The sequence below is a fragment of the Pseudomonas sp. B21_DOA genome (assembly GCA_030544685.1).
In the GTDB taxonomy this organism is placed as follows: domain Bacteria; phylum Pseudomonadota; class Gammaproteobacteria; order Pseudomonadales; family Pseudomonadaceae; genus Aquipseudomonas; species Aquipseudomonas fluorescens_AO.
In genome coordinates, this window is record CP086683.1 from 1739992 (window position 1) to 1758892 (window position 18901).

13 protein-coding genes and 2 pseudogenes are annotated in these 18901 nt (G+C 60.0%); 3 read left to right on the forward strand and 12 right to left on the reverse strand.

Annotated features, from left to right (window positions below; genetic code table 11):
* Positions 1-40: 40 nt before the first annotated feature.
* From LJU32_07960 to LJU32_07970, 3 genes and pseudogenes are all read right to left on the reverse strand, one after another.
* Entirely contained in the window at positions 41-994 is a 954-nt protein-coding gene (locus tag LJU32_07960; protein ID WKV90160.1) for an adenosine deaminase, read from the reverse strand.
* Between the two features lie 80 nt (positions 995-1074).
* On the reverse strand, positions 1075-2040 hold the full coding sequence (locus tag LJU32_07965) for a 2OG-Fe(II) oxygenase (protein ID WKV90161.1): 966 nt from the start codon (positions 2038-2040) through the stop codon (positions 1075-1077).
* Positions 2041-2197: 157 nt separating this feature from the next.
* Positions 2198-3270, reverse strand: a pseudogene (locus tag LJU32_07970) (BMP family ABC transporter substrate-binding protein).
* Positions 3271-3543: 273 nt separating this feature from the next.
* Here LJU32_07970 and LJU32_07975 point away from each other — a divergent pair.
* Complete coding sequence (locus tag LJU32_07975; protein WKV90162.1) at positions 3544-4635, forward strand: calcium:proton antiporter; 1092 nt, start codon at positions 3544-3546, stop codon at positions 4633-4635.
* 107 nt (positions 4636-4742) lie between these two features.
* On the opposite strand, the pseudogene LJU32_07980 reads toward LJU32_07975, so the two are convergent.
* The 9 genes and pseudogenes from LJU32_07980 to LJU32_08020 all read right to left on the reverse strand — a co-directional run bounded on the left by LJU32_07980 (position 4743) and on the right by LJU32_08020 (position 15274).
* Positions 4743-6111, reverse strand: a pseudogene (locus LJU32_07980) (8-oxoguanine deaminase).
* A 256-nt stretch (positions 6112-6367) separates the two neighbouring features.
* A complete protein-coding gene (locus tag LJU32_07985; protein WKV90163.1) occupies positions 6368-7054 on the reverse strand; it encodes an SDR family oxidoreductase in 687 nt (228 codons plus the stop codon).
* A 275-nt stretch (positions 7055-7329) separates the two neighbouring features.
* Positions 7330-8256, reverse strand: coding sequence for an ABC transporter permease (locus tag LJU32_07990; GenBank protein ID WKV90164.1), 927 nt, complete (start codon positions 8254-8256; stop codon positions 7330-7332).
* Positions 8256-9362, reverse strand: coding sequence for an ABC transporter permease (locus tag LJU32_07995; protein ID WKV90165.1), 1107 nt, complete (start codon positions 9360-9362; stop codon positions 8256-8258). Before LJU32_07995 ends, LJU32_07990 begins: the two co-directional genes overlap by 1 nt.
* Before the next feature lie 13 nt (positions 9363-9375).
* Complete coding sequence (locus tag LJU32_08000) at positions 9376-10923, reverse strand: ABC transporter ATP-binding protein (protein WKV90166.1); 1548 nt, start codon at positions 10921-10923, stop codon at positions 9376-9378.
* A gap of 598 nt (positions 10924-11521) precedes the next feature.
* On the reverse strand, positions 11522-12103 hold the full coding sequence (locus LJU32_08005; protein WKV90167.1) for an IMPACT family protein: 582 nt from the start codon (positions 12101-12103) through the stop codon (positions 11522-11524).
* Between the two features lie 7 nt (positions 12104-12110).
* Positions 12111-12761, reverse strand: coding sequence for a TetR/AcrR family transcriptional regulator (locus LJU32_08010; GenBank protein WKV90168.1), 651 nt, complete (start codon positions 12759-12761; stop codon positions 12111-12113).
* A gap of 88 nt (positions 12762-12849) precedes the next feature.
* Positions 12850-14238 carry a purine permease gene (locus LJU32_08015; protein WKV90169.1) on the reverse strand — a complete coding sequence of 463 codons (1389 nt, stop codon included), beginning with the start codon at positions 14236-14238 and terminating at the stop codon, positions 12850-12852.
* Between the two features lie 115 nt (positions 14239-14353).
* Positions 14354-15274: a LysR family transcriptional regulator gene (locus tag LJU32_08020; GenBank protein WKV90170.1), complete on the reverse strand. Its 921-nt coding sequence runs from the start codon at positions 15272-15274 to the stop codon at positions 14354-14356.
* Positions 15275-15411: 137 nt separating this feature from the next.
* On the opposite strand from LJU32_08020, the gene LJU32_08025 reads away from it, so the two are divergent.
* On the forward strand, positions 15412-16761 hold the full coding sequence (locus LJU32_08025; protein ID WKV90171.1) for an aspartate aminotransferase family protein: 1350 nt from the start codon (positions 15412-15414) through the stop codon (positions 16759-16761).
* A gap of 74 nt (positions 16762-16835) precedes the next feature.
* Positions 16836-18329, forward strand: a complete 1494-nt coding sequence (locus LJU32_08030; protein ID WKV90172.1) for a CoA-acylating methylmalonate-semialdehyde dehydrogenase — start codon at positions 16836-16838, stop codon at positions 18327-18329.
* Positions 18330-18901: the final 572 nt, after the last annotated feature.

Sequence of the window (18901 nt, forward strand, 5' to 3'; positions counted from 1 at the left end):
AAGCCCGCTCCCACAGGTATTGATGTGATTTTGCAGTTGCTTACGGTTTTACCAACCGCGCATCCAGACTGTTCTGCGCCAGGCGTTTGGCCTGATCCTGGGTCATGCCCAGATGCTCGTGCAGCGCATGGAAGTTCTCGGTCACGTACCCGCCGAAATACGCCGGGTCATCGGAGTTCACCGTGACTTTCACGCCGCGCTCGAGCATGTCGAGGATGTTGTGCTGCGACATGTGATCGAACACGCAGAGCTTGGTGTTCGACAGCGGGCACACCGTCAGCGGAATCTGCTCGTCGATGATCCGCTGCATCAGGCGCTCGTCTTCGATGGCGCGCACGCCATGGTCGATGCGCTGGATTTTCAGCAGGTCGATGGCTTCCCAGATGTACTCCGGCGGGCCTTCTTCACCGGCGTGGGCGACGGTGAGGAAGCCTTCGTCGCGGGCGCGATCAAAGACGCGCTTGAACTTGCTCGGCGGGTGGCCCATCTCGGAGCTGTCGAGACCGACCGCGACAAACGCGTCACGGAACGGCAGCGCCTGATCGAGGGTTTTCTGTGCTTCGTCTTCGCTGAGGTGGCGCAGGAAGCTGAGGATCAAACCGCTGCTGATGCCCAGTTGCGTCTCGCCATCCTTGAGCGCGGCGGCGATGCCGTTGAGCACCACTTCGAACGGGATGCCCCGGTCGGTGTGGGTCTGCGGATCGAAGAACGGTTCGGTGTGAATCACGTTCTGTGCTTTGCAGCGCAGCAGGTAGGCCCAGGTCAGGTCGTAGAAATCCTGCGAGGTGCGCAGCACATCGGCGCCCTGGTAATACAGGTCGAGAAATTCCTGCAGATTGTTGAAGGCGTACGCCTTGCGCAGGGTTTCGACGTCGCTCCACGGTAGGGCGATCTTGTTGCGTTCGGCCAGGGCGAACAGCAGTTCAGGCTCCAGCGAACCTTCCAGATGCAGGTGCAGTTCGGCTTTGGGCAGGGCGTTGAGCCAGTCGTACATAGTCTTTTCTCATCAGGTGCAATACCGGCATTCTACAGAGGCTGGCTGCAACAATTGGCAAAACCTGACCAGGTGATCGATCAAACCGCCTCTTGCTCGCGGCGATAGGCGTAGGTATCGGCGAAGCGCGAGAGCAGGAATTGCGCGCAGGTGGTGGTCGGATATTTCGCCGGGTGCTGTGCGTCCTGGCAACCGGGCAGGCATTCGATGCGCGTGTCCGGGTGCGGTTCGGCGAAGAACGGCATTGAATAACGATCCACGCCCAGCGGGCTGATCACCCGGTGCGGCGTCGAGCGATAACGGTCGTTGCTCCAGCGCGCCATCATGTCGCCGAGGTTGACCACGAACGTGCCGTCAATCGGTGGCGCGTCGATCCACTCACCATTGACGTTCTTCACCTGCAAACCTCCGGCGCTGTCCTGATAGAGCAGGGTGATGCAGCCGTAATCGGTATGGGCGCCGGCACCTTGTTGCTCGGCGGAGCTGGCGGTGTGACGCGGCGGATAATGGATCATGCGCAACACGCTGACCGGCTCGACAAAGCGCGAATCGAAGAAGTCGCGCTCGATGCCCAGCGCAATGGTCATCGCCCGCAACAGGGTTTGCGCCAGCGCCTGCATGTCGAGGTAATGCTGTTCCATCAGCGATTCCCAGCCGGGTTGCGCCGGATGGCGATTGGGGCCGCGCAAGGGTTTTTCCGCGAGCACCTCGGGATGTTCGTTCGGCAGGTGCAGGCCCATGTCGAAGGTTTCTTTGAGGTCACTGGGTTTGTCCGGGTCCAGTTGCTCGGTGGCAATCGCACCGTAGCCGCGATGATGGCGGGTCTGGGTAATGTCGATCTTCAGTTTTTCTGCGGCGGGCAGGGCGAAGAAGCGCTGGGCGTGATCGAGCAGGGCGTCGATGCGCTGCGCCGAGATCGGATGGCCCTTGATGTAGAAAAAGCCCCACTCGCGACAGGCTTGGTCGATTTCTTCGGCCACCGCAGGCCAGGCATTCTCGTCAGTGGTGTAGAGCGGGCTGATGTCGATGATGGGAAGACTGTTCATGCACTGGTCCTGAAGAAACGCAAACATGAGAACACTGAAAAAACTGTGGGAGCTGGCTTGCCAGCGATGGCGATCTAACTGGCAACAGTGATGTTGAATGTGAAGGCCTCATCGCTGGCAAGCCAGCTCCCACAGAGGTCGGTGTATTTTTTGAAAGTTACTTCGGCATCTCGGCCTTCATGCCTTCAACGTAATAATTCATCGAAGCCAGTTCCGCATTGGTCGCGCTCACGCCCGCGGGGATTTTTTCCACGCCGGCCTGATCCTTGATCGGCCCGGTAAATGGCTGCAACGCGCCGCTCTTGATGTCGGCAATCAACTGCTCGGCTTCGGCTTTCACCGGCGCCGGCACCAGATCGCTGATCGGCAGTTCCACCGTGCCTTCCTTCAACCCGCCCCAGTAATCCTGAGATTTCCAGGTGTGATCGATCACGCTCTGCGTCGCCTGAATGTAGTGTGGCGCCCAGTCGTTGACGATCGAGGTCAGCACCGCTTTCGGGCCGAAGTGGGCCATGTCCGAGGCGTAGCCTACGGCATACACGCCGCGCCGTTCGGCAGCCTGGATCGGCGCCGGGCTGTCGGTGTGCTGGAACACCACGTCGACGCCTTGATCGATCAGCGCGTTGGCGGCGTCGGCTTCCTTGCCCGGATCGAACCAGGAGTTGACCCACACCACTTTGATTTCGGTGCCAGGGTTGTACTTGTTCAGGGCCAACTGGATGGCATTGATGTCGCGGATCACTTCCGGAATCGGGAACGAGGCGACGTAGCCGATCTTCTTGGTCTTGGTCATCTTCGCCGCGAGAAAACCGCCGACGTAACGGCCCTCGTAAGTGCGCGCCAGGTAAGTGCCGAGGTTCTTGTCCTGCTTGTAACCGGTGGCGTGTTCGAAAGTGACCTTGGGGAATTGCTTGGCGACTTTCACTGTCGGGTTCATGTAGCCGAAAGACGTGGTGAAGATCAGGTCGTATTTGTCCTTGGCCATGTTGCGGATCACCCGTTCGGCGTCGGCGCCCTCGGCGACGTTTTCCACGTAGTTGGTGGTGATCTGCGTGCCGAGTTTTTCCGCCAGGGCCTTGCGCCCTGTTCGTGCTGATACGTCCAGCCGTGGTCACCGATCGGGCCGATGTAGACGAAACCGACCTTCAGCGGATCGGCAGCGCTGGCGCTCAGGCTGATTCCCAGACCGATGGCGGCGTACAGCAGTGTGTGCAGCGGACGTATTGGCATGAACCGGAACTCCATTTTGTTGTGTGTGTTCAGGGCCAATGCAAATTGCTGACCAACAGGACAACAAACAAAAAGATCGCAGCCTTCGGCAGCTCCTGCATAGGAATGCGAACCTGTAGGAGCTGCCGAAGGCTGCGATCTTTTCAGCGTCGGAACCAACGCAGTGCAAGTCAGCGTGCGCGCGCCATGGGTTGGTGCGCAAAGATGTAACGAAACGTTAGCGGCGCGCGGCAGTCAGTAGCTTCATCAGCTCTTTTCGGCAAAAGGCCCGTCATGCTCTCGATCCTCAAACAAGAAAGCTTCCTGCTGCTGGCAGTCCTTGCCGCGTGCGTCGCTTATCCATTGGAACATTGGCTGCTGCACAGCGGCCAGATCGTCGCGCTGGGCGGCGGTCTGCTGCTGATCGCCTTTATCGTCGCCGCTTCGATGCGCGTCGCTCATCACGCCGAACTGCTGGCGGAAAAGGTCGGCGATCCCTACGGCACGATGATCCTCACGTTGTCGGCAGTGCTGGTCGAAGTGGTGATCCTGGCGATTATGATGAGCAACGAAGCTTCGGCGACGCTGGTGCGCGACACGATTTATTCAGCGGTGATGCTCGACATCAACGGCATCCTCGGCCTCGCCGCTTTGATGGGCGGGATCAAACACGGCGAGCAGTCCTACAACGACGATTCGGCGCGCAGCTACAGCGTGATGATTCTCACCGCGATGGGCGTGTCGATGGTGGTCCCGGAGTTCATTCCCGAGGCCAACTGGAAGATGTATTCGGCGTTCACCATTGGCGCGATGATGGTGCTTTACGCGCTGTTCCTGCGCATGCAGGTCGGCCCGCACAGCTACTTTTTCAGCTACAGCTACCCGGACAAACGCCGCAAGAAAGAGCCGGTCGAGCAGGAGCCGAAACCGGTCAGCCTGGCGCTGTCGGTTGGCATTCTGGTGTCGGGGGTGGTGATCATCGGCGCACTCGCCGAGGTAATGTCCAAGACCCTCGATCTGGGCCTGGAAGGCACGGGCGCGCCGCCGGTGATCACGGCGATTCTGGTGGCGGCGATTTCTGCAGCGCCGGAGATTCTGACTGCGTTGCGTGCGGCACTGGCCAATCGCATGCAGTCGGTGGTCAACATTGCGATGGGCGCGTCACTGTCGACGGTGATTCTGACCGTGCCGGTGATGGAAGCGATGGCGCTGTACACCGGCCAGCCGTTTCAAATGGCAATGACCCCGGTGCAAACGGTGATGATCTTCATCACCCTGATCGTCAGCGCGATCAACCTCAATGACGGCGAGACGAACGCCATTGAGGGCATGACGCACTTTGTGCTGTTTGCCACATTCATCATGCTGTCCCTACTGGGCCTATAGGGACGCTGAAAAACCTGTGGGAGCGGGCTTGCCCGCGATGGGGTGTGTCAGAAACCATATATGTACCTGACACACCCCCATCGCGGGCAAGCCCGCTCCCACAGGGATTAATGATCGGATAAGGTGCCGGTGATCAACTGCCGAGCCGCCTTACTGTGATCGGCGATCAGGCCTTTCAGGTCCAACCCCTCAACCTGCCCATCAACCACACGCCACTTGCCCCCGATCATCACGCGATCCGCCCGATCCGCGCCGCACAACAACAGCGCCGAAATCGGATCATGGCTACCGGAGAAGCGCAGTTCATCGAGCTTGAACAACGCCAGATCCGCCTGTTTGCCCACGGCAATTTCGCCGATGTCGCTGCGACCGAGCAGGCTCGCCGAACCCTTGGTCGCCCAGCCCAGCACGCGCTCGGGGGTGATCTTTTCGGCGCCGTAACGCAGGCGCTGGATGTACAGGGCCTGACGCGCTTCGAGGATCATGTTCGAGGCATCGTTGGACGCCGAACCGTCAACGCCAAGACCGAACAGCGCGCCGGCGTCGGTCAGCTCGATGCTCGGGCAGATGCCGGACGCCAGGCGCATGTTCGAGCTTGGGCAGTGGCAGATGCCGGTACCGGCCTGGCCGAGGCGGGCGATTTCGTCGGGGTTGAAATGGATGCCGTGGGCCAGCCAGGTTCGCGGGCCGAGCCAGCCGACGCTGTCCAGATAATCGACGGTGCGCAGACCGAAACGTTGCAGGCAGAAGTCTTCTTCATCAAGGGTTTCCGCCAAGTGGGTGTGCAGACGCACATCGAGCGTGTTCGCCAGATCAGCACTGGCCGACATGATTTCCGGGGTCACCGAAAATGGCGAACATGGCGCCAGGGCGATCTGTATCTGCGCGCCGTCGCCACGCTCGTGATACTCGTGAATCAGCCGCTGGCTGTCGTCGAGAATCACCTGGCCTTCCTGCACCGTTTGTTGCGGAGGCAGGCCGCCGTCCTTCTCGCCAAGGCTCATCGAGCCGCGCGTGAGCATGGCGCGCATGCCCAGTTCACGCACCGTTTCGACCTGCACGTCGATGGCGTTTTCCAGACCATCCGGGAACAGATAGTGATGGTCGGCAGCGGTGGTGCAACCCGAGAGCAGCAATTCGGCCAGCGCCACTTTGGTGGCGAGGGCGAGTTTTTCAGGCGTCAGCCGTGCCCATACCGGGTACAGGGTTTTCAGCCACGGGAACAGCGGCTGATTGACCACCGGCGCCCAGGCGCGGGTCAGGGTTTGATAGAAGTGATGGTGAGTGTTGATCAGGCCCGGCAGGATCACATGCTCGCGGGCATCGAACTCTGCATTGCACGGCGCCGACGGCTGTTGACCGGCAGCGAGCACTTCGACGATCACACCGTCTTGCACGACAAGGCCGCCACGGGCATCAAGCTCGTTGGAGGTGAAAATGGCGAGGGGTTTTTAACCAGGTACGGGTCGCAGGCATTGTGGCCGGCTCCTCTGAAAGTTGGGTTCAGGGTTGCCAGCTCAGTGTTGCCCTGTCTGCTGATCCAGGGTCGCCGCGAACGACGAGGCGCGCAGTTTCAAACAAATCGCAGCGCCGGGCAAGCGCCACCCGACCATTCACCATCACTCCCTGTGGGCGCGAGCCTGCTCGCGAAGGCGTCATGTCAGTCGATACAGATTTACCTGACAGATCGTATTCGCGAGCAGGCTCGCTCCCACATCGGGATTTTCAGTGCTTACCAGGCAATCGTTTCCCCTTTGTAATTGACGAAGTGATGCCCGCCCTTGCCGGTGAACGCATTGACCTGATCAATCAGCCCGCGAGTGCTGGTTTCTACATCCAGGTCAGCACCTTCGCCGCCCATGTCGGTCTTCACCCAGCCCGGGTGCAAGGACAGTACGGTGAGTTTCTGTTCACCCAGTTGCGTGACAAAACTGTTGGTCATCGAATTCAGCGCCGCTTTGCTCGCCTTGTACAACGCCAGCTCCGGCGCGTCGGGCATGGTCACGCTGCCGAGCACCGAGCTCATGAACGCCAGCACGCCGCTGCCGTCGCGGATCTGCCCGACGAAACGCTGGGCCAGATTGATCGGCGCCACCGCGTTGGTGAAAAACAGTTGCCCGACCTCGGCCAATGTCGCGCCGCCCGGCGTCTGCACGTCCGGTCCTTTGACCCCAGCGTTGACGAACAACAGGTCGAAGGTTTCGCCCTTGAGCTTCTGGCTGAGGGCGATCACTGCTTGCTGATCGTCCATATCGAGCTTCTCGATGCGCACGTCACCCAGCGCTTGCAGCGCCTCGGCCTTCTGCGGATTGCGCACCGTCGCGGTCACTTGCCAGCCATCGCCCAGCAGGGTCTTCACCAGACCGAGGCCCAAGCCGCGGGAGGCGCCGATGATCAGTGCGTTTTTTGCCTGAGACATGATGGGTTTCCTTGAAAGTCAGCATTCAGGATTCAATGGACACGCCTGACCGCGCCACAGTTGCAGCGCTTGGCGAAAACAGGCTTTGACCCCGGAGCATACTCCAGGCTTCTTGAGTTTCTCGAGGGTGTTTGATCAGAAACAGTTGTGGGGCGTGATTCAAGTGTTGCCTGTGCGGACGCTTTCGCGAGCAGGCTCGCTCCCACATTTGCCCGCGTTCACTCAGATCCCTGTGGGAGCGAGCCTGCTCGCGAAGAGGCCCGCTCTGACAACGATCAGTGTCCCGATTGCCACGGTTGCCCCAACGAAACCGGCGCATACAACCGCGTACGCACGGCATCGCGGGACAGCATCACCAGCACCACAATTGTCGCCACATAGGGCAGCATCGCCAGCAGGCTCGAAGGAATCGCCAGTCCCAATCCCTGTGCCACCAAGTGCAGGATGCTGGCGAGGCCGAACAGGTACGCCCCAAGCAACAACCGCCACACCCGCCAACTGGCGAACACCACCAGCGCCAGGGCGATCCAGCCGCGGCCAGCGGTCATGTTTTCCGCCCACATCGGCGTGTAGGCCAGCGACAGATACGCCCCGGCCAACCCGGCCATCGCTCCGCCAAACAGCACCGCCAGGGTGCGCACGGTCAGCACTGGCAAGCCCATCGCGCTGGCCGCATCCGGGTTTTCACCGACCGCTTGGATGATCAGGCCGACACGACTTTTGATGATCACCCACGCCACCAGCGCAAACAGCGCGAACGACAGATACACCAGCAGATCCTGGGCAAACAGCATCCGCCCGATCAGCGGGATCTCACTCAGATACGGAATCGCCAGAGGCTCGAAACCCGCCAGCGGCTTACCCACCCAGGCCGCGCCGACAAATGTCGACAGGCCCACGCCGAAGATCGTCAGGGCCAAACCGGTGGCGACCTGATTGGCGTTGAACACCAGTGCGACCAGGGCAAACAGTGACGACAACAACATCCCGGCCAACATCGCCAGCAGCACACCCAGCCACAGGTTGCCGCTGTTCAGCGCGACGATAAAACCGATCACCGCACCGAACAGCATCATGCCTTCCTGGCCGAGATTGAGGACGCCGCTTTTCTCGCAGATCAACTCACCCAATGCCACCAGCAGCAGCGGCGTGCCGCAGCGGACCATGGCATAGAAAATATTGCTCAACAGATCGATATCCATCACAGCGCTCCGGCGGTTACGGCAGGGGTCGAGGCGCGCCGGGTCCAGCGCAGTTTCAGACGTGGCCGATAGAGAATCAGCACGTCACAGGCGAGCAGGAAAAACAGCATCATGCCCTGGAACAATTGGGTGATCGCTTGCGGCAGATTGAGCGACATCTGCGCGCTCTCGCCGCCGATGTACAGCAGCGCCATGAGCAGGCTCGAGAACAGAATGCCGAGCGGATTCAACCGTCCGAGAAACGCCACGGTGATCGCCGCGTAGCCATAGCCCGGCGACACTTGGGGCACCAATTGGCCGATCGGCCCGGTCACTTCGCAGACCCCGGCGAGCCCGGCCAGACCACCGCTGATCAACAGCGCCAGCCAGATCAGGCGCTTCTCGCGAAAGCCGACAAAACCTGCCGCACGCTTGTCCAGCCCGAGCACTTTGATCTGGAAACCGATAAAGCTTTTCTGCAACAACACCCACACCGCGACCAGCGCGAGCAGGGCGAAATACACGCCGGCATGCACGCGGCCGTCCTCCAGCAGCAGTGCCAACCGACTGGCGTCGCCGAACATCGCCGACTCGGGGAAATTGAAGCCCGCTGGATCCTTCAACGGCCCGTGCACGCAGAACAGCAGCAAGTTCAGCGCGATGTAGTTGAGCATGATGCTGGTAAGGATTTCATTGGCATTGAAGCGCGTGCGCAGCCATGCGGTGAGCCCGGCCCATGCGGCGCCGGCCAGCGTGCCGGTCAGCAGAATCAGCACCAGCGCCCAGCGACTTTGCATGTCGATAACGTTCACTGCCAGAGCACTGCCGGCCAAGGCGCCAAGTAGAAGTTGGCCTTCGGCGCCGATGTTCCAGATCCGCGCCTGATAGGCCACGGCCAGGCCGAGTGCGCAGAGCAGAATCGGCAGCGCCTTGACCAGCAATTCAGACACGCCATACAAATCGCTGACCGGTGCGATCAGCAGTGTGTGCAAGGTTTGCAGTGGGTCGTGGCCCAGCGCGATGAACAACAGCGAGCCGCAGACGAGGGTCAGGGCCGCCGCCAATAATGGCGAGCACCACAACATCAGGCGCGATTGCTGGCCACGGGGTTCGAGAGAAAGCAGCATGGTTGGAACTCCGTTAAACCGAGGCGGCGCGAGGTGAGTGATCGAACTGGCCGGCCATCCACGCGCCGACATCGCTCAGTTGTGTAGCGCCGGTGTCTTGCAGCGCCGAGAGACGCCCGCCGCACAGCGCGCCGAGGCGATCGCTGATCTGGAACAATTCATCGAGGTCTTCGGAAATCACCAGAATCGCCGCGCCGGCATCGCGCAGGGCAATCAGCGCACGGTGAATGGTCGCGGCGGCGCCGACGTCGACGCCCCAGGTCGGGTGCGCGGCGATCAGCAGTTTCGGTTGCTGAAGAATTTCCCGGCCGAGGATGAATTTCTGCAAGTTGCCGCCGGACAGGCTGCGCGCAGCCGTTTGCGTGTCCCAGGTCTTCACGCCGAAACGCTGGATGATCTGCTGCGCGAGGGCTTCGACTTTGCTTCGTTGAATCAACCCGTGGCTCACCAGTCCTTGCTGGAAAGCACTGAGCAGGGCGTTATCGGCCAGACTTAACTCCGGCACCGCGCCGTGGCCAAGGCGTTCGGCCGGCACGAAGGCCAGACCAAGTTTGCGCCGCGCATCCGGGCGCAGGTCAGCGACGTTTCTATCTGCGAAGCGCAGGGTCGCCGCTTGCGCACGAGGCAAGGGCTGTTCGCCGCTGAGCAGGGCGAGCAATTCATCCTGACCATTGCCCGCGACCCCGGCGATGCCGACGATTTCACCGCTGCGCACTTGCAGGTCGATGTCGGTCAGCGAGCAACCAAACGGATCCGGGTTGTGCCAACTCAAACCCTGCACCTGCAGAAACGCCGCGCCACCGCTGACCTTCGGATACTCGCCAATTAAAGCCGCCGCTTCACCGACCATCATTTGCGCCAGTTGCTGGTCCGAACATTCGGCGGGCTCGCAATGCCCGGCAACCCGGCCGCCGCGCAGCACCGTGGCGCTATGGCACAAGGCGCGTACTTCACCGAGCTTGTGGCTGATAAACAGAATGCTGCAGCCCTCATCGGCGAGGCGACGCAGGGTGATGAACAATTCGTCCGCCTCTTGCGGCGTCAGTACTGAGGTCGGCTCATCGAGAATCAGCAGGCGGATGTCCTGCATCAGGCAACGGACGATTTCCACCCGCTGGCGCTCGCCGATCGACAGGCTGTGGACAAGTCGCTCCGGTTCCAGCGCCATGCCATAACGCCGCGATACTTCGCGAATCTTTGGCTCCAATTGCTTCGGCGTGCCGGCCGCCGCGCCCATCGCCAGGGCAATGTTCTGCGCCACGCTGAGGGTTTCGAACAGCGAGAAATGCTGGAACACCATGCCAATGCCCAACTGCCGCGCCTGCGCCGGATTGCGCATTTGCACGCGCTGCCCCTCCCAGAGCATTTCACCGCTGTCGCACTGGGTGACCCCGTAAATGATCTTCATCAACGTACTTTTGCCCGCGCCGTTTTCACCGAGCAGGGCATGGATCTCACCCGGCGCGATGCTCAGGTCGATGGCGTCGTTGGCCAGACAACCGGGGTAGCGTTTGCTGATCTGGCGCAGTTGCAGGCGCGGCGGGGAAGGGGCGATGGACATGACAGGCTCGACTGACTTGGAGTTGTGCCTGTGGATAAAGCAATTTCCTGGCCATTGAGTCAGGAACGCTTGCGCAACCCGTTGGCAAACGCCGATTGCAACGCATTGGCGCTCGATCTGGTTCGTGGTCGAGCACCATTTCAGCGCAAAGCCGTTGATCAGGCTCCAGTTTTGCCCGCGAGTGGTTGGTTAAAAAGTGAGCAAACGCTTGCGGCCTAGACAGATCCAGCGACAGCGGTGGTCATGAACGGCTTATCCACAGGTTGCTCCACAGTAATTGTGCGCAAGCCTGGGACCCGGGCATAAGCACTGCGTTGCTTTGTTCTAATGGTGATAAACGCAGTTAACTGTTTGTTTTTAGGCTGAATTTCCGTTTCGTCGGATCAATTGAACGAAAAGTGAACAAATCGCGCAAAGCCGCATGACAGAAGGGTTACAGCGGTGTGTGCTCAGGTTATCCACAAGCGGGTGCACAACAGGTGTGGGCAACTTGCCAACTCGGGGATGCTCTAAAAGATCGCAGCCTTCGGCAGCTACTACAGGGGAACGCATTTCAACTGTAGGAGCTGCCGAAGGCTGCGATCTTTTGATCTTGAATTTATCGCTGCAACAAAATCCGCCCACGGCTCAAGTCAGCAAGTTGCGTTTGCAAGATATCGATCTGCGCTTGCCCCACCGCTAACTTCAACTCCACCCCATTGGCCGTGAAGTTTTCCTCCACCACCAATCCACCGAGATCGGCCACGCGCAACTTCACCAGCGCCAACTCGGCAAATCCACAGGCGCAACTCAGCGACAAACGGCTGATCAGCTCGATTTTTTCCGCCGCTTGCAGGCACTTGTTGGCGCCACCGCCGTAGGCCCGGGCCAAACCGCCGGTGCCCAGTTGAATGCCGCCGTACCAGCGGATCACCAGCACCGCGACCTGATCGCAGTCCTGCGCTTCGATCGCCGCCAGAATAGGGCGTCCGGCAGTGCCGCCCGGCTCGCCGTCGTCAGTGCTGCGGTATTGCGCGCCGAGTTTCCACGCCCAGCAATTGTGCGTGGCATTCAAGTCGCTGTGCTGCTCGAAAAACGCCTGCGCGTCGGTAGGGCTGCTGATCGGTGTCGCCAGAGTGATAAAGCGGCTTTTGCGAATCTCTTCGCGGTACTCGCAAAAACCGCTGAGGGTGAAAGGCATAAACGTCTTATAGAGAAGGAGTGAGGCCGCAGCCTTTGACAATGATGCGGATCAGGTTGTTGCCGGCGTCTTCCATGTCCTGCTTGGTCAACTTGCTGCGCCCGGTGACGCGGCATATCTGCGTGGCGAAGTCGGCATAATGCTGGGTGCTGCCCCACAGCAGGAAAATCAGATGCACCGGATCGACCGGGTCCATTTTGCCTGCATCGATCCACGCCTGAAACACCGCCGCGCGCCCGGTGAACCAGGCGCGGTAGTCCTGATTGAAATATTCGCTCAGGCATTCGCCGCCGCTGATCACTTCCATGGCGAAGATCCGCGAGGCCTGTGGCTGGCGCCGGGAGAATTCCATCTTCGCGCGGATGTAGCGGGTCAGCGCTTCGGCCGGGTCATCCTCGGCAGTGAGGGTGTTGAAGGTGCTGTCCCACAACTCGATGATGTTGCTCAGCACCGCCACATACAAACCGAGCTTGTTGGTGAAGTAGTAATGCAGATTGGCCTTGGGCAGCCCGGCATTCTGCGCGATGGTGTTCATGCTGGTGCCTTTGAACCCGTGACGGGCGAACTCGTCTTCGGCGGCTTTGAGAATGGTCTCTTCGTTCTTCTGACGAATGCGGCTGGCGGGTTTGCCGCCGTGGGCTGGGACTTCAAAGGTCATAGGCACTTCCGGGATTGTCTGTGGGTGCAACCAGTTGCGTTGATAGCGCACCCACAGGCATCCGACAAGTCCTTGCGCGGAAAAACAGTTACGCCTGTTCGATCTTGTTCAACGACGCGGGACTTTTTGCCGCTGTGGTTTTGCCTTCCGGCAACAACAGACACAGGAAGATTGCCGTCAGCCCGCCGCTGGTGATCGCCGAGTCGAACAGGTTCTGCACCAGTTTCGGCAGCAGGTGCAGCAGGTTCGGTTGCGCGGCGATGCCGAGGCCGACGCCGAACGAAGTGGCGATGATCAACATGCTGCGTCGGTCCAGCGGCGACTGCGCGAGAATGCGCACGCCCGCCGCCGCCACCGCGCCGAACATCACCAGCGTTGCACCGCCGAGCACTGGTTTGGGGATCTGTTGCAGCACCGCGCCGATCATCGGGAACAGGCCGAGGCAGAAGAGGATCGCGCCGATGTACAGGCCGACGTAGCGGCTGGCAACGCCGGTCAATTGGATCACGCCGTTGTTCTGCGCGAACGTTGTGTTGGGGAAAGCGCTGAAAGTCGCCGCGATCATGCAACTGACACCATCACCGAGCACGCCACCGCGCAAGCGGCTTATATAAGAAGGGCCGCTGATCGGTTGGCGGGCAAGCATGCAATTGGCGGTGAGGTCGCCGACGGTTTCGATGGTGCTGATCAGATAAATCAACGCGACCGGCAGGAAAGCGGTCCAGTCGTAGGTGAATCCGAACTTGAACGGCGTAGGAAAACTCACCAGCGGCAAGTCAGGCAACGGCTGCGGGACCAGTTTCCCGCTGAACCACGCCACGAGACTGCCGAGCACAAGTCCGATGATGATCGCCGACAGCCGCACCCACGGCGTATTCGAGCGGTTGAGCAGAATGATTGTCAGCAGCACGAACACGCCCAAGGCCAGATTGCCCGGCGCGCCGAAGTCTGGGGCATTGAAGCCGCCACCCAGATCGGTGATGCCGACCTTGATCAGGCTGATGCCGATCAGCGTGATGACGATGCCGGTCACCAGCGGTGTCACCACTCGGCGCAACTGACCGATGAAACGGCTGAGCACGATCTGCACGATTGCGCCGAAAAAGCACACGCCGAAAATCATCGCCAGAATGTCTTCCGGGCTGCCGCCGCGCTGCTTGACCAGAAACCCGGCCGACAGCACCGCACCGAGAAACGCGAAACTGGTGCCTTGCAGACAGATCATCCCCGCGCCAATGCCGAACGGTCGCCGCGCCTGGATAAAGGTGCCGACGCCCGAGACCATCAGCGCCATGCTGATCAGGTACGGTAGATGCGCGGTCAGCCCGAGCGCCGAACCGATCACCAGTGGCGGGGTGATGATGCCGACGAAACTGGCGAGCACGTGTTGCAGCGCGGCAAGAATGGCGGCGAGTGGTTTGGGGCGGTCGTTGAGGCCGTAGATCAGTTCACTGGACGAGTCGGAATCTGGCTGCATGGCTTTGGCTTCTTGAAGGAGAGTTATCCCTTCTCTGCAAAAACCTGTCCACTTGCTCAGGTTATTCCTGGATTCTGTCGATGAGGCCCTGCCGGGCTGGGCTCTGCGCGCTTATCTATCGCGTCGCGGCCAGACTCTCGAGGAAACTTTCCAGCACCAAATGAGGGCGCCGCCCCTTGCGCGTGACCGATGCCAGACTCAAATCGTAATACCGCGTGCCGGCCTTGAGCGCGCGCAACCGCCCTTGCTGCACCCAAAGGCTGGCGTAGTGATCCGGCAGGTAACCGATATAGCGCCCGGTCAGAATCAGAAATGCCATGCCCTCGCGGTCGGAGGCACTGGCCGTGCAATTGAGCGCCTGATAGTGCGCCTGAATCTCCGCCGGCAAACGAAAGGTCGGCGCAATCGCGTCTTGACTGTCGAGGCGCTGATCGTCGAGTTGTTTGTCATCGACATAAAACAGCGGATGACCCACCGCGCAATACAGCAGTGAGCGCTCGCTGTACAACGGCTGATATTCCAGCCCGGATAAGGCACTGGCCTGCGGCACCACGCCCACGTGCAGGCGCCCGTCGAGCACGCCTTGCTCAACTTCGTTCGGCGCGATCATGCGGATCTGGATCTGCACGTCCGGCCCGCGTTCTTTCAATTGCGCGAGGGCGTGGGTAATGCGCATGTGCGGCAGGGTGACGAGGTTGTCGGTCAGACCGATGATCAACTCACCGCGCAGGTGTTGGTGCAGGCCGTTGACCTCGGTGCGGAAGCTTTCCAATGCGCTTAGAAGTTGCAGCGCAGATTGATACACCTCGCGACCTTCCTCTGTCAGGGAAAATCCAGCCCGGCCGCGCTGGCACAAGCGCAAACCGAGGCGCTGTTCCAGATCGCTCATCTGCTGGCTTATCGCCGAGCGCCCGATGCCGAGCACGGTTTCGGCTGCGGAGAAGCCGCCACATTCCACGACACTGCGAAAAATCCGCAGCAGGCGAATATCAAAATCGCTGACTTGCGCCAGCGGATCGGCGCGGCGGCTGCTCATTTATTGTTCTCTTTGTTTAGCGTGGGTCTAACTGAAGGTTAGAAGAGTTGAATTTCACCGACTTTATCCGCGTGGCAACTTAGCTGCAACAACGCTTTCCATCTCACTGACGCTTATGCCCTGCGAGGTTTTGCCCGATGAACATGCCTGAAAACGCGCCATCGCCACTGGCCAGCCAACTGAAGCTGGATGCGCACTGGATGCCGTACACCGCCAACCGCAACTTTCAGCGCGATCCGCGTCTGATCGTCGGCGCCGAAGGCAGTTGGCTGTTCGACGACAAGGGCCGCAAGATCTACGACTCGCTGTCCGGTCTGTGGACCTGCGGTGCCGGGCACACCCGCAAGGAAATTCAGGAAGCCGTTGCGAAACAGCTGGGCACCCTCGATTACTCGCCGGGCTTCCAGTACGGCCATCCGTTGTCGTTCCAGTTGGCTGAGAAAATCACTCAACTGACCCCGGGCAATCTGAACCACGTATTCTTCACCGACTCCGGCTCCGAGTGCGCCGATACTGCGGTGAAAATGGTGCGTGCCTATTGGCGCCTGAAAGGTCAGGCGACCAAGACCAAGATGATCGGCCGCGCCCGTGGCTACCACGGTGTGAACATCGCCGGCACCAGCCTCGGCGGCGTCAACGGCAACCGCAAGCTGTTCGGTCAGGCGATGATGGACGTCGATCACTTGCCACATACGCTGTTGGCAAGCAATGCGTTTTCCCGCGGCATGCCGGAGCAGGGCGGTATTGCTTTGGCCGATAAACTGCTCAAGTTGATCGAACTGCACGACGCTTCCAACATCGCGGCGGTGTTCGTTGAACCGATGGCCGGCTCTGCCGGGGTATTGGTTCCACCCCAGGGTTACCTCAAGCGTCTGCGCGAGATCTGCGATCAGCACAACATCCTGCTGGTGTTCGATGAAGTGATCACCGGTTTCGGCCGTACCGGTTCGATGTTCGGCGCCGACAGCTTCGGCGTGACCCCGGACTTGATGTGCATCGCCAAACAAGTCACCAACGGCGCGATTCCGATGGGCGCGGTGATCGCCAGCTCCGAGATCTACCAGACCTTCATGAATCAGCCGACGCCGGAATATGCCGTGGAATTTCCCCACGGCTACACCTATTCGGCGCACCCGGTGGCCTGTGCCGCCGGTCTTGCGGCACTCGATCTGCTGCAAAAGGAAAACCTGGTGCAGAGCGTCGCCGAAGTCGCGCCGCATTTCGAGAACGCGTTGCACGGCCTGAAAGGCTCGAAGAACGTCATCGACATCCGTAACTACGGCCTGGCCGGCGCGATCCAGATTGCCGGGCGTGACGGTGATGCCATCGTGCGTCCGTTCGAAGCGGGCATGGCCCTGTGGAAAGCCGGGTTCTACGTGCGCTTCGGCGGCGACACCCTGCAGTTTGGCCCAACCTTCAACAGCAAGCCGCAAGACCTCGATCGTCTGTTCGACGCGGTCGGCGAAGTGCTGAACAAGCTCGACTGATTTTTCCCTCTATATATGTACAAAAGTGCGGGCGCCTCTCACGGCGCCTGCTGACCAGAATTCAGGAGTGTTCGATGAGTGTTATCCCGCATTTGATCAATGGCGAACTGGTAACCGAAACCGGTCGCGCGGTAGATGTGTTCAACCCGTCTACCGGTCAGGCAATTCATAAACTGCCACTGGCCAGCCAGGCCACCATTCAGAAAGCCATTGATGCCGCCAAGGCTGCGTTTCCGGCCTGGCGCAACACGCCGCCGGCCAAACGCGCCCAAGTGATGTTCCGTTTCAAGCAACTGCTTGAGCAGAACGAGGCGCGCATCTCGCAACTGATCAGCGAAGAGCACGGCAAGACCCTGGAAGACGCCGCCGGTGAATTGAAGCGCGGTATCGAGAACGTCGAGTTCGCCTGCGCCGCCCCGGAAATCCTCAAGGGCGAGTACAGCCGCAACGTCGGCCCGAACATCGACGCCTGGTCGGACTTCCAGCCGTTGGGCATCGTTGCCGGTATCACCCCGTTCAACTTCCCGGCCATGGTGCCGCTGTGGATGTACCCGCTGGCGATCGTCTGCGGCAACTGCTTCATCCTCAAGCCATCCGAGCGCGATCCAAGCTCGACGCTGCTGATCGCTCAGTTGCTGCTGGAAGCCGGGTTGCCGAAAGGTGTGATGAGTGTGGTCCATGGTGACAAGACGGCGGTGGACGCGTTGATCGAAGCGCCGGAAGTCAAAGCGCTGAGCTTCGTCGGTTCGACACCGATTGCCGAATACATCTACGCCGAAGGCACCAAGCGCGGCAAACGCGTGCAGGCACTGGGCGGCGCGAAGAACCACGCGGTACTGATGCCGGATGCCGATCTGGACAATGCGGTGAGTGCACTGATGGGCGCGGCCTACGGTTCCTGCGGCGAACGCTGCATGGCCATCTCGGTGGCCGTGTGTGTTGGCGATCAGGTCGCGGACGCGCTGGTGGCGAAACTGGTTCCACAGATCAAAGCGCTGAAAATCGGTGCGGGTACCTCGTGCGGTCTGGACATGGGGCCGTTGGTTACCGGTCAGGCGCGTGACAAGGTCAGTGGTTATGTGGATGACGGTGTGGCGGCGGGCGCGACCCTGGTGGTCGATGGCCGCGGTCTGAGCATCGCCGGTCATGAAGACGGCTTCTTCCTCGGTGGCTGCCTGTTCGACAACGTCACTCCAGAGATGCGCATCTATAAAGAAGAGATCTTCGGGCCGGTGCTGTGCGTGGTGCGGGTGAACAGCCTGGAAGAGGCGATGCAACTGATCAATGATCACGAATACGGCAACGGCACCTGCATCTTCACCCGTGACGGCGAAGCGGCGCGGCTGTTCTGTGACGAGATCGAAGTCGGCATGGTCGGCGTCAACGTGCCGCTGCCGGTGCCGGTGGCTTATCACAGCTTTGGCGGCTGGAAGCGTTCGCTGTTTGGCGACCTGCATGCGTACGGTCCGGACGGCGTGCGCTTCTATACTCGTCGCAAGGCAATCACCCAGCGCTGGCCGCAGCGTGCAAGCCATGAAGCTTCGCAGTTCGCATTCCCTAGCTTATAAGTAGCTGGATGTGCAGAAGGCCGACCTTTCAGGTCGGCCTTCGCGTTTTCAGGGCTTTTTTACCGATATGACAGAAATATGAAAATAGGTGTTGACGGCAGATTCCAGAGGTCTATAATTCGCCCCACTTCCGGCGCAGTCGAAACGGAAAACTCCTTGAGATTCAAAGAGTTACGCAGTTTTCGACAGTGGCTTGCTTCAGATCATCGAAGCCTGGAAGGAGTTGATAGAGCAGTGATGTGTAGCTCTTTTAACGGTTCGATCTTCTCGGTCGAAAGCGGAGAAAAAGAGGTGTTGACAGCAGCGATTAACGCTGTAGAATTCGCCTCCCGCTAACGAGAGATCGGAAGCGCAAGTGGTTGAAGTTGTTGAAGAATTCTTCGAAAGCTTCTGAAAATAATCACTTGACAGCAAATGAGGCTGCTGTAGAATGCGCGCCTCGGTTGAGACGAAAGATCTTAACCAACCGCTCTTTAACAACTGAATCAAGCAATTCGTGTGGGTGCTTGTGCAGTCAGACTGATAGTCAACAAGATTATCAGCATCACAAGTTACTCTGCGAGAAATCAAAG

Excerpts from the sequence above, each read along its gene's own strand:
- LJU32_07960 (WKV90160.1), bottom strand. The coding sequence starts at position 994 with ATGTACGACTGGCTCAACGCCCTGCCCAAAGCCGAACTGCACCTGCAT.
- LJU32_07965 (WKV90161.1), bottom strand. The coding sequence starts at position 2,040 with ATGAACAGTCTTCCCATCATCGACATCAGCCCGCTCTACACCACTGAC.
- LJU32_07975 (WKV90162.1), top strand. The coding sequence starts at position 3,544 with ATGCTCTCGATCCTCAAACAAGAAAGCTTCCTGCTGCTGGCAGTCCTT.
- LJU32_07985 (WKV90163.1), bottom strand. The coding sequence starts at position 7,054 with ATGTCTCAGGCAAAAAACGCACTGATCATCGGCGCCTCCCGCGGCTTG.
- LJU32_07990 (WKV90164.1), bottom strand. The coding sequence starts at position 8,256 with ATGGATATCGATCTGTTGAGCAATATTTTCTATGCCATGGTCCGCTGC.
- LJU32_07995 (WKV90165.1), bottom strand. The coding sequence starts at position 9,362 with ATGCTGCTTTCTCTCGAACCCCGTGGCCAGCAATCGCGCCTGATGTTG.
- LJU32_08000 (WKV90166.1), bottom strand. The coding sequence starts at position 10,923 with ATGTCCATCGCCCCTTCCCCGCCGCGCCTGCAACTGCGCCAGATCAGC.
- LJU32_08005 (WKV90167.1), bottom strand. The coding sequence starts at position 12,103 with ATGCCTTTCACCCTCAGCGGTTTTTGCGAGTACCGCGAAGAGATTCGC.
- LJU32_08010 (WKV90168.1), bottom strand. The coding sequence starts at position 12,761 with ATGACCTTTGAAGTCCCAGCCCACGGCGGCAAACCCGCCAGCCGCATT.
- LJU32_08015 (WKV90169.1), bottom strand. The coding sequence starts at position 14,238 with ATGCAGCCAGATTCCGACTCGTCCAGTGAACTGATCTACGGCCTCAAC.
- LJU32_08020 (WKV90170.1), bottom strand. The coding sequence starts at position 15,274 with ATGAGCAGCCGCCGCGCCGATCCGCTGGCGCAAGTCAGCGATTTTGAT.
- LJU32_08025 (WKV90171.1), top strand. The coding sequence starts at position 15,412 with ATGAACATGCCTGAAAACGCGCCATCGCCACTGGCCAGCCAACTGAAG.
- LJU32_08030 (WKV90172.1), top strand. The coding sequence starts at position 16,836 with ATGAGTGTTATCCCGCATTTGATCAATGGCGAACTGGTAACCGAAACC.